General features: G+C 72.2%; 10 protein-coding genes. All 10 read right to left on the bottom strand.

The features are described 5' to 3' along the window. Positions 1 to 109 precede the first annotated feature (109 nt). On the bottom strand, positions 110 to 820 hold the full coding sequence (locus tag ABEA15_RS04640; RefSeq protein WP_345555618.1) for a PRC-barrel domain-containing protein: 711 nt from the start codon (positions 818 to 820) through the stop codon (positions 110 to 112). 289 nt (positions 821 to 1,109) lie between these two features. Next, on the bottom strand, positions 1,110 to 2,123 hold the full coding sequence (locus tag ABEA15_RS04635) for a polyprenyl synthetase family protein (protein WP_344141957.1): 1,014 nt from the start codon (positions 2,121 to 2,123) through the stop codon (positions 1,110 to 1,112). Between the two features lie 138 nt (positions 2,124 to 2,261). Further along, positions 2,262 to 3,905 (bottom strand): NADH-quinone oxidoreductase subunit NuoN, encoded by a 1,644-nt coding sequence (gene nuoN, locus ABEA15_RS04630; RefSeq protein ID WP_344141958.1) that lies wholly within the window; start codon positions 3,903 to 3,905, stop codon positions 2,262 to 2,264. Positions 3,906 to 4,032: 127 nt separating this feature from the next. Continuing rightward, positions 4,033 to 5,601 (bottom strand): NADH-quinone oxidoreductase subunit M, encoded by a 1,569-nt coding sequence (locus ABEA15_RS04625; RefSeq protein WP_344141959.1) that lies wholly within the window; start codon positions 5,599 to 5,601, stop codon positions 4,033 to 4,035. Further along, positions 5,602 to 7,548: an NADH-quinone oxidoreductase subunit L gene (gene nuoL, locus ABEA15_RS04620; RefSeq protein ID WP_344142039.1), complete on the bottom strand. Its 1,947-nt coding sequence runs from the start codon at positions 7,546 to 7,548 to the stop codon at positions 5,602 to 5,604. Positions 7,549 to 7,571: 23 nt separating this feature from the next. Then, entirely contained in the window at positions 7,572 to 7,871 is a 300-nt protein-coding gene (gene nuoK, locus ABEA15_RS04615) for an NADH-quinone oxidoreductase subunit NuoK (protein ID WP_311542944.1), read from the bottom strand. Next, positions 7,859 to 8,815, bottom strand: a complete 957-nt coding sequence (locus ABEA15_RS04610; RefSeq protein WP_345555617.1) for an NADH-quinone oxidoreductase subunit J — start codon at positions 8,813 to 8,815, stop codon at positions 7,859 to 7,861. The genes nuoK and ABEA15_RS04610 overlap by 13 nt, the downstream gene beginning before the upstream one ends. Beyond that, complete coding sequence (gene nuoI / locus ABEA15_RS04605) at positions 8,812 to 9,363, bottom strand: NADH-quinone oxidoreductase subunit NuoI (protein ID WP_345555616.1); 552 nt, start codon at positions 9,361 to 9,363, stop codon at positions 8,812 to 8,814. The genes ABEA15_RS04610 and nuoI overlap by 4 nt, the downstream gene beginning before the upstream one ends. Continuing rightward, complete coding sequence (nuoH, locus tag ABEA15_RS04600; protein ID WP_345555615.1) at positions 9,356 to 10,720, bottom strand: NADH-quinone oxidoreductase subunit NuoH; 1,365 nt, start codon at positions 10,718 to 10,720, stop codon at positions 9,356 to 9,358. Before nuoH ends, nuoI begins: the two co-directional genes overlap by 8 nt. Beyond that, positions 10,717 to 13,236: an NADH-quinone oxidoreductase subunit G gene (locus tag ABEA15_RS04595; RefSeq protein WP_344141966.1), complete on the bottom strand. Its 2,520-nt coding sequence runs from the start codon at positions 13,234 to 13,236 to the stop codon at positions 10,717 to 10,719. The genes nuoH and ABEA15_RS04595 overlap by 4 nt, the downstream gene beginning before the upstream one ends. Positions 13,237 to 13,254 lie beyond the last annotated feature (18 nt).

Below are 13,254 nucleotides of genomic sequence, written 5' to 3'. Positions count from 1 at the left end.
CGGGCCGGCAGCGGCGCCCCCGGACCGGGACAGGCGACCCCCCGTGCGCCCCGGGGCCGCGGCCGGCGGGCGGGAGCGCCGGCCGCGGCCCCGGGCCGGGAACCCGGTGTCAGGCTCCGGTGCCCTGCTGGGGCCGCGAGCGCGGAGCCGTGTCCCGGCCCCACTCGTCCCCGGGCAGCGAACGCGGATCGGCGTCCCAGCCCCACTCGTCCCCGAGGCGCGGTGTGGGCGCACTCCGACCGCTCGGCTCCCACATCGGCCGCTGCTCCTCATCCGGCTGCCGCGCCCCGCTCGGGACTCCGCGAACGGGAACGGCGTCGGGCCCGGGCCTCTCAGCCGGCGGACCCGGCCTCTCCGGCGGAGGGCCGGTCCTCTCCGGCGGTGGACCGGGCCTCCCGGTCGGCGGGCCGGGCCTGTCGGCCGGCGTCCTGGACCGCTCAGCGGGTTCGGGCCGCGCGTGCCTGCCGCGCGGACGCTCGTACTGCTCGGGAACGCGCTGTCCCGGGATCTCCGGGCTCAGCCCGTAATGCGCGTAGACCTGGTCCTCCTGCTCCACCGATATGTGCTGGTCGACGTCGAAGCTCGGCGCGCTCTTGATCCTGCTGCGCGACCAGGGCACCTGCAACGCGTCGTAGACCATCTCGGCGCCGGACAACGGCACGAGATTCTCGCGCGAGCCGAACAGGCCCGTGCGCACGGTGATCCACTTGGCCGCGTCGGTCTGGTCGTCATAGAAGACCTGCCCGATCTTGCCCACTGCCGCGCCGTCCTTGTCGACCAGGCGGTGCCCGATCAAACGCTGGGTCCCCTGCGGTGCCACGGCGACTCACTTCCCCCCGTATCGCCTGCGAGCGTGCTCGGCCCAGCGCAGCGCGCGGCTGCGCACCGGGGCCGCCAGTCGGCAGATTCCCGCAGGTGAAGGGGACATGCAAGGACAGGAAGGGACATTGCCGACAGATGACCGATTCGGTACCCGCACTTTGCGCCCCGCGCAGCGCCCGCCCGGCTGTGCGCCGGGCGAACGGTCGGTCGGGCCCGCGCCCGATGCGAGGGCCGCCGGCCTCAGTCCGTGTCGCGGGCGGAGCGCGGGAGCGGGCTGGGCGGGGGGATCAGCCCGAGCGGAGCACGGCGTAGTCGCACAAAGCCTCGAAGGCCTCGCGCGTGCGGCCCGACGGCAGGGTGGCCAGCTCCCCGCGCGCCCGGTCGGCCCACTCGCGGGTGGTGGCGCGCGCCTCCTCGATGGCGGTGTGCGAGCGCAGCAGCCCGAGCGCCTCCTCGGTCTCGGCCTCGCTCAGCGGGCGGCCGAGCAGCTCGCGCAGCCGCGCATCGTCGGCGCCGCCCGACGGGGCCGGTCGCAGCGCGTAGAGCATCGGCAGGGTCAGCACCCCCTCGCGCAGGTCGGTGCCGGGCACCTTGCCCGACTCACTGGACTCGCCCGCGACGTCCAGGATGTCGTCGGCCAGCTGGAAGGCCATGCCCAGCGCGTCGCATGCACGGGTGATGGTGCTGGTGACCTGCGGCCCGGCACCGGAGAACATCGCGCCGAACTCCGCGGAGGACGCGATCAGCGAGGCGGTCTTGTCGGAGATCACCCGCAGGTAGTGCTCCAGGGGGTCGGTGCCGCCCTGAGGCCCCGAGGTCTCCAGGATCTGGCCCTGTACCAGGCGCCCGAAGGTGCGCGCCTGCATCCGCACCGCGTCGGTGCCGAGGTCGGCCAGGATCTCTGAGGCGCGGGCGAACACGTAGTCGCCCGTGAGAATCGCCACGCTGTTGCCCCACCGCTGATTGGCGCTGGGCTCGCCGCGGCGCAGGTCCGCCTCGTCCATCACGTCGTCGTGATAGAGCGTGGCGACGTGGGTCAGCTCCACCACGGCGGCGGCGCGAACCAGCTCGGGCGCCGTGGGGTCGCCGAAGTGCGAGGCGAGCAGCACCAGCGTGGCGCGGAACCGCTTGCCCCCGGCCGAGAGCAGGTGCGAGGCCGCTTCGGTCAGCAGCGGGTCGCTGGCGGAGACGGACTCGCGCAGCAGGTTCTCGACCTCGTCCAGAGCTTCCTGGACCTCCTTGGCGAGGCCCGCGTCGATACTCGGCAGAGCGAGGAAATCGCTCGGGACAGCACCGCTCACCTGGAAGCTCCACACGTCAGCAGGCGCGCGACACCTCCAAAAACGGACGTATCGCGCGCTCTCGGGATGAACAAAACCGACTAGCCAAGTTATCTGACCCGGATTCGGCTGCCAAAGCCACCCACCGAGTGACCCCGGCTACCGAGCGCCCCCGTCCGTCGCCAGAAGCGACTCGCCCTGTTCCTGCCCCGGCTGGGGGACCAGGTTGTCCAGCACCGGCGAGGGGAAGACGCCGAGCAGGAACGTGGCCGCCACGCCGATCGCGATCGCCGAACCGGTGAAGGCGCCCGCCCGCACGACCGTCGGGCCGCCCCCGGCCGGCTCGGCGAAGAACATCAGCACGATGATGCGCACGTAGAAGAACGCCGTCACCGCGCTGCTGAGCACGCCGACCACCACCAGCGGGGTCGCCCCCGCCGCCATGGCGGCCTCGAACACCGCGAACTTGCCGATGAACCCGCTGGTCAGCGGGATACCGGCGAAAGCGAGCAAGAAGAGCGCCAGCGCACCCGCCAGCATCGGCGACGTACGGCCCAGCCCCGCCCACTGCGACAGCTCGTTGGCCTCCGGCCCGTTCTCGTGCGTGCGCACCAGGGTCACCACCGCGAACGCGCCGATCGTGGTGAACCCGTAGGCGGCCAGGTAGAACATCGCGCCGGCCAGGCCCTCGGGGCTGGCCGCGACGACCGCCGTCAGCACGAACCCGGCGTGGACGACCGAGGAGTAGGCGAACAGCCGCTTGATGTCGCGCTGGGTCACGGCGATCACCGCCGCCAGCACCATGGTCAGTACGGCCACGACCCACAGCATGGGTGCCCAGTCCGCGGACGAGGGGCCGAAGGGGACGTAGAACACCCGCAGCAGCGCGCCGAAGGCGGCCACCAGAGTGCAGGAGGCCATCAGCGCCGTGATGGGCGTGGGCGCACCCTGGTAGACGTCGGGCTTCCAGTTGTGGAAGGGAACGGCGCCGACCTTGAACAGCAGGCCGACCGCGACGAGCCCGATCCCGAGGAGCAGCAGCGGCCGCCCGCCGCCGTCGGGGAAGAGCGGCCCGCCGCCCTGCTCGACGGCCGAGGCCACCTCGGCGAAGTTCACCGAACCGGCGTAGCCGTAGACCATGGCGATCCCGAACAGGAAGAACGCCGAGGAGAACGCGCCGAGCAGGAAGTACTTCACGGCCGCCTCCTGGGAGAACAGCCGGCGCCGGCGTGCCAGCCCGCACAGCAGGTAGAGCGGGAGGCTCATCACCTCCAGCGCGACGAACATCGTCAGGAAGTCGCCGGCTGCGGGGAAGAGCTGCATGCCCAGCAGGGCGAACAGCACCAGCGGGTAGACCTCGGTGTGCTGGGAGCCCGCCATCACGTGCTCGCGCTCCTCCTCGCTGCCGGGGACCGCCGCCGCCTGCGCCGCGAAGGCGCTTTCGCCGCGGCGGTTCTCGGCGATCAGCAGGAGGCTGATGAACCCCAGCACCAGCACCGTGCCCTGGAGGAACACCGCGACGCGGTCGACGGCGATGCTGCCGAACGCGATTCCCACGCCGGCCTCGCCGGAGGGCAGCGAACCGGTGACCAGGATGGTGAGCACGAACGCCGCGCCGACCGCGGCGAGGGCGAGCCCCAGCTGCAGGGGGCGGCGCCGGGCCGCCGGCACGAACGCCTCGATCAGCACGCCCGCGACCGCGGCGCCGAAGACCACGAGCATCGGCGACAGCAGCCAGTAGTCGATCTCGGGCGGGTTCTCCGTGATGACCGGAGCCGCCATCAGCTGCACAGGCGCCATCATGCGTGCTCCCTCTCCGGTGTCGTCGTCTCGGTCGTCTCAGTCATCCCGGTGGTCGCCCCGGTCGGCTCCGGGCCCGCACAGCGCGCCCGGGCACGGGCTGCTCGGCGGCCGCTCCGCTCCTCCCCCATCAGTGGCCTCCTCCTTCGTGCCCGGACCCGCCCTCGCCGGTCGCCTCCGCGTGGCCGATCGCCGGCTCGGGGTCGGTGGCGCCGACGGACTCCATGGTCGCCTCGACGGCGGGGTTGACGACGTCCAGCAGCGGCTGCGGGTAGACGCCGAAGACGATCAGCAGCGCGACCAGCGGCGCCACGGCCAGGGTCTCCCGGCGGGACAGGTCGCGCAGCCGCGCCAGTCCCTCGGGCAGCGGCCCGGTCATGGTGCGCTGGTACATCCACAGGATGTAGAGCGCCGCCAGCACCACCCCGACCGAGGCGATGATCGCCGGGACCGGGTGGAAGGCGTAGGTGCCGATGAAGACGAGGAACTCGCTGACGAACGGCGACAGCCCCGGCAGCGCGAGCCCGGCCAGCCCCGCGACGAGGAACACCCCGGCCAGCACCGGCGCCCTGCTCTGCACGCCGCGGTAGTCGGCGATCGCCGAAGAGCCCCGGCGGGCGATGAGGAAACCGACCACCAGGAACAGCGCTCCCGTGGCGAAGCCGTGGTTGACCATGTACAGCGCCGCGCCCGACTGGCCCTGGGAGGTCATGACGAACACGCCCAGGGTGATGAACCCGAAGTGCGACACGGAGGTGTAGGCGATCAGCCGCATCATGTCGCTCTGCGCGATCGCCAGCACCGCGCCGTAGACGATGCTGACCAGGCTGAGGACCACCACCGGCCACACGAACCACGTGGCCGCGCCCGGGAACATCTCCAGGCAGTAGCGCAGCATGCCGTAGGTGCCGACCTTGTCCAGCACGCCGACCAGCAGCACCGCCGTGCCCGGCCGGGAGGACCCGGCCGCCGAAGGCAGCCAGGTGTGCACCGGCCACATCGGCGCCTTGATGGCGAAGGCGACGAAGAAGCCGAGGAAGAGCCAGCGCGCGGCCGCGGGGTCGACGCCGGCCAGCGCTCCCCCGGGGCCCGCCAGCTCGCTCCACAGGAACGTGCCGCCGTAGACGTAGACGCCGATGACGGCCACCAGCATCAGCAGCCCGCCCAGCAGGCTGTAGAGCAGGAACTTGACCGCCGCGGCGCGGCGCTCGTCCCCGCGGCCGTAGCGCCCGATCATGAAGTAGACCGGGATCAGCATGGCCTCGAAGAACACGTAGAACAGGAAGACGTCGGTGGCGGCGAACACCCCGATCATCATCGCCTCAAGGGCGAGGATCAGCGCGAAGTAGCCCTTGCCTCCGTCGGGGGCGTCGTCGTTCTCCCGCCAGGCCGCAAGGACCACGAGCGGCACCAGCACCGCCGACATCAGGATCAGCACCAGCGCGATGCCGTCGACCCCGACCGCGTAGTTGACCCCGAAGCGCGGGATCCACGGGTAGACCTCGGTGAACTGCAGCCTCTCCCCGCCCGCGGGGGCGAACTGCGCGGCCATCCCTGCGACCACCAGCAGGGTCGCCACGGTGACGCCCAGGGTCGCACGCTTGGCCGTCTCGACCCGGTCGGACGGGAGCAGCGCCACCGCGGCGGCGCCCAGTGCGGGCAGCGCGATGGCGAGGGTGAGCCAGGGGAAGTCGGTCATCTAGATCCTCACAGCCAGCGTTGCGACGACGATGGCGGCGCCGAACAGCATCGTCAGCGCGTAGGTGCGGGCGAAGCCCGTCTGCGCGCCGCGCAGGCCCCGGGAGCTGTCGCGCACGCTCGTGCCGACCCCGTTGACCAGGCCGTCGACCACCTTGGCGTCGAAGGCCGACAGCGCCGCGGCGACGGCCTGCCCCGGGCGCATGAGCAGCCCTTCGTTGAGGGCGTTGCCGTAGAGCTCGTTGCGGGCGAAGGCGGTGACCGGGCCGGGCCGCGGCGCCACGACGGGAACCTCGCGGCGGCCGTACATGAACCAGGCCATGGCCGCACCGGCCACCATCAGCCCCAGCGCCGCCAGGCTCGGGACGCTGGTGAACATGGCCGCCAGGTGGAACTCGTGGGCCTCCTCGGGGGCGCCGACCGCCGGCTCCAGGAAGTGCGCGAAGCGGTAGCCGAACACCAGGACGGCGCCGAGGAACACCGACCCGGCGGCCAGCACGATCATCGGCGCGGTCATGGAGGCGGGCGACTCATGCGGGTGCGCGTCCTCGGCCCAGCGGCGCTCGCCGAAGAACGTCAGGATCATCACCCGCGTCATGTAGAACGCGGTCAGCCCGGCGCCGACGAGCGCGGCCACGCCCAGGCCGGTGCCCGTCGCGCCGCCGGAGGCGAACGCGGCCTCGATGATGCCCTCCTTGGTCCACCAGCCCGACAGCAGCGGGAACCCGATGATGGCCAGGTATCCCAGGCCGAAGGTGGCGAAGGTGATGGGCATCGCCTTGCGCAGGCCGCCGTAGCGGCGCATGTCGACCTCGTCGTTCATGCCGTGCATGACCGATCCGGCGCCCAGGAACAGCCCGGCCTTGAAGAAGCCGTGCGTGATCAGGTGGGCGATGGCGGCGGCGTAGCCGACGGGGCCGAGCCCGGCCGCCAGGGTCATGTAGCCGATCTGGCTCATGGTGGAGCCGGCCAGCGCCTTCTTGATGTCGTCCTTGGCGCACCCGATCACGGCACCGGCGAGCAGCGTCGCGGCGCCCACGACGGCGACCGTCGTCTGGGCGGCGGGCGCGGCCTCGAAGACCGGACCGGCGCGCACGATCAGGTAGACGCCGGCGGTGACCATGGTCGCGGCGTGGATCAGCGCGGAGACCGGGGTGGGGCCCTCCATGGCGTCCAGCAGCCACGACTGCAGGGGAAGCTGAGCGGACTTGCCGCAGGCACCCAGGAGCAGCAGCAGGCCGAGCGCTGTCGTCAGCCCCGCGCCCGCCTGCTCGACGGCGCCGAAGACGCCGGAGAAGGCGACGGTGCCGAAGGCGGAGAACATGATCATGACCGCGATCAGCAGACCCATGTCGCCGACCCGGTTGACCAGGAACGCCTTCTTCGCCGCGACTGCGGCCGAGTCCTTGTGCTGCCAGAACCCGATCAGGAGGTAGGACGCCAGGCCGACGCCCTCCCAGCCCAGGAACAGCAGCACGAAGTTGTCGGCGAGCACCAGCACCAGCATCGCCGCGACGAACAGGTTCAGGTAGGCGAAGAACCGGCGGCGCCGCTCGTCGTGGGCCATGTAGCCCACCGAGTAGATGTGGATGAGCGAGCCGACGCCGGTGATCAGTAGCGCGAAGCTGATGGAGAGCGGGTCCAGCAGCAGGCCGACCTCGGCGTCGAAGCCGCCCGCGCTGAACCAGGTGTAGACGGGGACCGCGAAGCTGCGCTCCTCGGGCGCCGCGGCCAGGATCTCGAACAGGGCCGCCACCGCCCAGCCGAAGCTCGCCAGGGGAAGGGCGGTGCCCAGCCAGTGTCCCCAGCTGTCGGTGCGCCGGCCTCCCAGCAGCAGAATCGCGGCGCCGACCAGCGGAAACGCGATCAGAAGCCAGGCGTTGGCCAGGATCGCCCCGCTGGCCTGGGAGGTGACAGCGGTCGCGTGCTGCTCGGCGGCGAGGGTTATCTCAGACACAGCCACGTCGCCTTCTAGTGCTTGAGCAGGTTGGCGTCGTCGAGCGACGCCGACCTGCGGGTCCGGAAGATCTGCATGATGATCGCCAGGCCCACCACGACCTCGGCCGCGGCCACGATCATCACGAAGAACGCGATGACCTGGCCCTCGATGTCGCCGAGCATGCGGGCGAAGGCGACGAACGCCAGGTTGCAGGCGTTGAGCATCAGCTCGACGCACATGAACACGATGATGGCGTTGCGCCGCACCAGCACGCCGATGGCGCCGATCGTGAACACGACCGCGGCCAGCACGATGTAGTTCATCGGGTCCATGTGTGCTCGGCCTCCTGTCCGTTGGCGTCGCCGTCGCCGCTGCCGCCGTCCCCGGGATCGGAGGCGGAGGCGGAGGCGGTTGCGGCGTCGCCGTCGGCGGCGCCGAGGGGGTCGGCCTCCTTGGAGGCGGCGGAGTCGGAGGCGCCGCCCGCTTCGGGGATCGACCCCAGCTGGAAGTCCTTGGGCACGCCCGACTGGAGCCCGGGGTCGCGGGCGGTGAGCACGGGGTTCAGCGACAGCTCCGAGACCGATCCGTCGGGCAGCAGCGCGGGCATGTCGATGGCGTTGTGCCGCGCGTAGGTGCCGGGGCCCGGCAGCGGTGTGGGGTGGTCGCCGCGGATGCGCTCGCGGGCCAGTTCCCGCTGCGTGCGCCGCTTCTTGATCCGGTTGACGTGGGCGAGCACGAGCGCGCCCAGCACCGCGGTGATCAGCAGCGCGCCGGTGGCCTCGAAGGCGATGATGTAGCGGTAGATCACCTCGCCGGCGATCCAGGGGACGCTGCCGCCGGCGGCGGCGATGCCCGCGGCGAGCCCCGCGGGCTCGGCGGCGGTGATGCGGCTCAGGCCCAGCGTCAGCGCGCCGAGGAAGCACACCGCGACCACCGCGGTGAGCACCCGCTGCCCGCGCAGCGTCTCGACCAGGGAGTCCGCCGAGCTGACGCCGACCAGCATCAGCACGAACAGGAACAGCATCAGGACCGCGCCGGTATAGACGACGATCTGCACGACCATCAGGAACGGCGCCTGGTTCATGCCGTAGAAGGCGGCCAGCCCGAGCATGACCATGGCCATCATCAGCGCCGAGTGCACCGCCTTGCGGCTGAAGACCACGCCGAGGGCGCCGACGACGACCACCGCGGCCAGGATCCAGAAGACGGCCGCCTCGACGCCGCCGATGGGGCTGCCCGGCGCCGCGGAGGCGCCGGTGAGGACGTCGGCGTTCACGTGTTCGCCTCACCCTCGGGCCGGGGCGCCACCGCGGCCTCGGCCGGGGTGGCGCCGCTGCGGTAGTACTCCTCCTCGGTCTCGCCCAGGCGCATGGGGTGCGGCGGCGCCTCCATGTCCTCCAGCAGCGGCGCGAGGAGCTGCTCCTTGGTCCAGATCAGGCTCTCGCGCTCGTCGTCGGCGATCTCGTACTCGTTGGTCATGGTCAGCGCCCGGGTGGGGCAGGCCTCGACGCAGAGTCCGCACAGGATGCAGCGCAGGTAGTTGATCTGGTAGACGCGGCCGTAGCGCTCACCCGGGGAGTAGCGCTCCTCCTCGGTGTTGTCGCCGCCCTCCACGTAGATGGCGTCGGCCGGGCAGGCCCAGGCGCACAGCTCGCACCCGATGCACTTCTCCAGTCCGTCGGCCCAGCGGTTGAGCTGGTGCCGACCGTGGAAGCGGGGCGCGGTCGCGCGCTTGACCTCGGGGTAGTTGGTGGTCGGCACCTTCGTGAACATGGTGTGGAAGGTGACGCCGAACCCCTTGACGGGGTTGAGCCAGTCAAGCACCGGTTACCTCCTCACGCTTGTCGTCGGGGGCACGAGGGGCGTATCGCGGTCCCTCGGCCGGCACGCTGCTGCCGTAGTGGGGTGCGCTCGGCGGTGGCACGGGGAATCCTCCGTAGGCGGGGTCTTCGCGCATGAGCCGCAGCTCCTCCCGGCGCTCGGCGGCCTCGGCCCGGCGCCTGCGCCGCGCCGCACGCGCCCAGGCGACGAGGAAGGCGACGGTGGCGGCGGCGAACCCGGCCACGACGGCGGCCACCACACCGGTGGGCGCCCCCTCGTTGACGAGGATGCGCACGAACGCCACGGCGGTGATCCACACCAGCTGGACCGGGATGAGGACCTTCCAACCGAGCTGCATCAGCTGGTCGTAGCGGATCCGCGGCACCGATCCGCGCACCCAGATGAACAGGAACATCATGAGCAGGAACTTCAGCAGCCACCACAGGGCGGGCCACCAGCCGTCGTTCGCGCCCGCCCAGAACATGGTCAGCGGCGGCGGCGCGAGGTAGCCGCCGAGGAAGAAGGTCACCGACACGGCGGCGACGGTCACCATGTTCACGTACTCGGCGAGGAAGAACATGGTGAACTTCATCGACCCGTACTCGGTCATGAACCCGCCGACCAGCTCGCCTTCGCCCTCGGCGAGGTCGAAGGGCAGGCGGTTGGTCTCGCCGATCATCGTGACGATGTAGATGAGGAACGACGGGAGCAGGATCAGCGCGAACCACACCGGCCGCTGCGCCTCGACGATGCCGGAGGTGGTCAGTGTGCCGGAGTACATGAACACCGCGACGAACGACAGGCCCATCGCGATCTCGTAGCTGATGACCTGGGCCGAGGCGCGCAGCCCGCCCAGCAGCGCGTAGGGGGACTGCGAGGCCCAGCCGCCGAGCACGATCCCGTAGACCCCGACCGCCGCGGTGGCCAGCACCACGAGCGCGGCGATGGGCAGGTCGGTGAGCTGCAGCGGGGTCTGCACCCCGAACATGGTCACCTCGGGCCCGATCGGGATCACCGAGAAGGCGATGAAGGCGGGCACGGCGGCGATCACGGGGGCCGCGATGTAGACGGTCCGGTCCACGCCGCGCGGGATCAGGTCCTCCTTGAGCGACAGCTTGACCCCGTCGGCCAGGGACTGCAGCAGCCCCAGCGGGCCGAGCCGGTTGGGTCCGTGGCGCTGCTGCATGCGGCCCATGACCTTGCGGTCGGCCATGATCATCATCAGCACGCAGACCATCAGGAAGACGAAGATCACCAGCGCCTTGATCAGCGTGATCCACCAGGGATCGGTGCCGAAGGCGTCCAGCTGGGCCTCGGCGGCCACCGGTAGGGCCGCGCCGGCCTGCGCTGTCGTAGTCACAGGTCGCTCCCCGCACTCGTCGCGGACATCCTGGCTTGGAGGTCGGCATGGCCCTCGCCCTGCTCGCCGCTCTCGGCGGAGACGGCGACGACGGCCCCGCCCGCGGCGCCCAGGTCGCGGTGGACGTCGCAGTCGCGGGCGTTCTCCGGCAGCCACACGACCCGGTCGGGCATGGGTGCGACGACGGCGGGAACGCTGACCGCGCCCGCCGGGCCGCTGACACGCAGCCGGCCGCCGTCGGCCAGTCCGACCTCGGCGGCGGTGGCTGCGGAGACGCGGGCCAGGGCCGGGCGCGCCGTCCCGGCCAGGTAGGGCTCCCCGTCCTCCATGCGGCCGTTGCCCAGCAGCTGGCGCCAGGTCGACAGCACGGCCTCGCCCTTGCCGGGCCGGGGCCGCTCGGCCGCGCGGGTCAGCGGGTCGGGCACGCGCTCGCCGGACCACGCGCCGAGCCGGTCGAGCTCGCGCAGCGCGGTGGCGTCGTCGGGCAGGCCCAGGTGCACGTCCATCTCGTCGGCGACGGCCGACAGCACGCGCAGGTCCGACAGCAGGCCGGGCTTCTTCAGCGTGTCGCCGAAGGGGCGGCGGCGGCCCTCCCAGTCGACGAACGTGCCGCTCTTCTCGGCCACGGCCGCCACCGGCAGCACCACGTCGGCCCGGTCGGTGACGTTGCTCGCGCGCATCTCGACGCTCACGATGAACGGCACGCGCGCCAGGGCGGCGCGGGCGGCGGCGGGGTCGGGCAAATCGTCGAGGTCGACGCCGGCGATCAGCAGCGCCTCCAGCTCGCCCGACGCGGCGGCCTCGATGATCTCGGCCGTGGAGCGGCCCTCGCGGTCGGGCAGGGAGCCGACGCTCCAGGTGCGGGCGACCTCGGCGCGGGCGGTGGCGTCGGAGACCGGCCGCCCGCCGGGCAGCAGGTTGGGCAGCGCGCCGGCGTCGGCGCCGCCGCGCTCACCGGCGCGGCGCGGCACCCAGGCCAGGCGGGCGCCGGTGCGGTCGGCCAGCCGCGCGGCCGCCGAGAGCGCACCGGGGATCGCGCCCAGCCGCTCGCCGACGAGGATGACCGAGCCGGTCCGGCGCAGCGCCTCAAGCGCCTCGGAGTCGGCGTCGCCCAGCTCGCCCAGCACGTCGGGCTCGGCGCCGGGCGCCGTGGGGATCAGCCGGCCGCCCGCCTTGGTCAGCCCGCGGGTGGCGTAGGGGGCGGCGGCGAAGACGCGGGTGCCGTGCTTGCGGTGCGCCTTGCGCAGCCGCAGGAACACCACCGGCGACTCGTCCTCGGGCTCGAACCCCGCCAGCAGCACCGCCGGGGCGGTCTCCAGGTCCTCGTAGGAGACCCCGAGCCCGGTGCCCGCCACCCGGGCGGCCAGGAAGTCGGCCTCCTCCTCGGAGTGCGGGCGGGACCGCATGTCGACGCTGTTGGTGCGCAGCGCTACGCGCGCGAACTTGGCGTAGGCGTAGGCGTCCTCCAGTGTGAGCCGTCCGCCGGTGATCACGCCGACGCGGCCGCCGCGGTCGCGCGCCCGGGCCAGGCCCTGCGCGGCGGTGGTCACGGCCTCCGGCCAGGAGGCGGTCTCCAGGGCGCGGCTCTCCTCGTCGCGCACCAGGGGGTGGGTGAGGCGGTCGGGCTGGCTGGCGTACTTGAACGCCCACCGGCCCTTGTCGCAGTTCCACTCCTCGTTGACCTGCGGGTCGTCGCCTGCCAGGCGCCGGGTGACCTTGCCGCGCCGGTGGTCGGTGCGCTGGGCGCACCCGGCGGCGCAGTGCTCGCACACGCTGGGGGTGCTGACGAGGTCGAACGGCCGGGACCGGAACCGGTAGGCGGCGCCGGTGAGCGCGCCCACCGGGCAGATCTGCACGGTGTTGCCGGAGAAGTAGGACTGGAACGGCTCGCCTTCGGCGATGCCCACCTGCTCGTCGGCGCCGCGCTCCAGCAGCTCGATGAAGGGGTCGCCGGCGATCTGCGCGGAGAACCGGGTGCAGCGGGCGCACTGGATGCAGCGCTCGCGGTCCAGCAGCACCTGCGTCGACAGCGGGATCGGCTTGGGGAACGTCCGCTTGACGTCCAGGAAGCGGGTCTCGCCGCCGCCGTTGGCCATGGCCTGGTTCTGCAGCGGGCACTCGCCGCCCTTGTCGCAGACCGGGCAGTCCAGCGGGTGGTTGATCAGCAGGAACTCCATGATCCCGCGCTGGGCCTTCTCCGCCACATCAGAGGTGAGCTGGGTCTTGACGACCATGCCCTCCATGACGGCGATGGTGCAGGAGGCCTGCGGCTTGGGCATGGCGCGCCCGTTGCCGGCGTCGGGGATCTCCACGAGGCACTGGCGGCATGCGCCCACCGGGTCGAGCAGTGGGTGGTCGCAGAAGCGCGGGATCTGGATGCCCAGCAGCTCGGCGGCCCTGATGACCAGGGTTCCCTTGGGCACCTGGATCTGGAAGCCGTCGATGGTGACGGTGACCAGGTCCTCCGGCTGCGCGGGCGGAGTGCCGCCCGAGGCGCTGTTGGTCGTGACGGTCACTGCTCCTCCTCTCCTGCC

It is taken from the genome of Streptomonospora halophila, from assembly GCF_039542725.1.
GTDB lineage: Bacteria > Actinomycetota > Actinomycetes > Streptosporangiales > Streptosporangiaceae > Streptomonospora > Streptomonospora halophila.
The sequence above is the reverse complement of the archived record's forward strand: the minus strand, read 5'-3'. Positions and strand labels throughout refer to the sequence as shown.

Bases quoted from the DNA above. Each gene is read 5' to 3' on its own strand.
- ABEA15_RS04625 (WP_344141959.1), bottom strand. From the start codon at position 5,601: ATGACCGACTTCCCCTGGCTCACCCTCGCCATCGCGCTGCCCGCACTG.
- nuoK (WP_311542944.1), bottom strand. From the start codon at position 7,871: ATGGACCCGATGAACTACATCGTGCTGGCCGCGGTCGTGTTCACGATC.
- nuoN (WP_344141958.1), bottom strand. From the start codon at position 3,905: ATGATGGCGCCTGTGCAGCTGATGGCGGCTCCGGTCATCACGGAGAAC.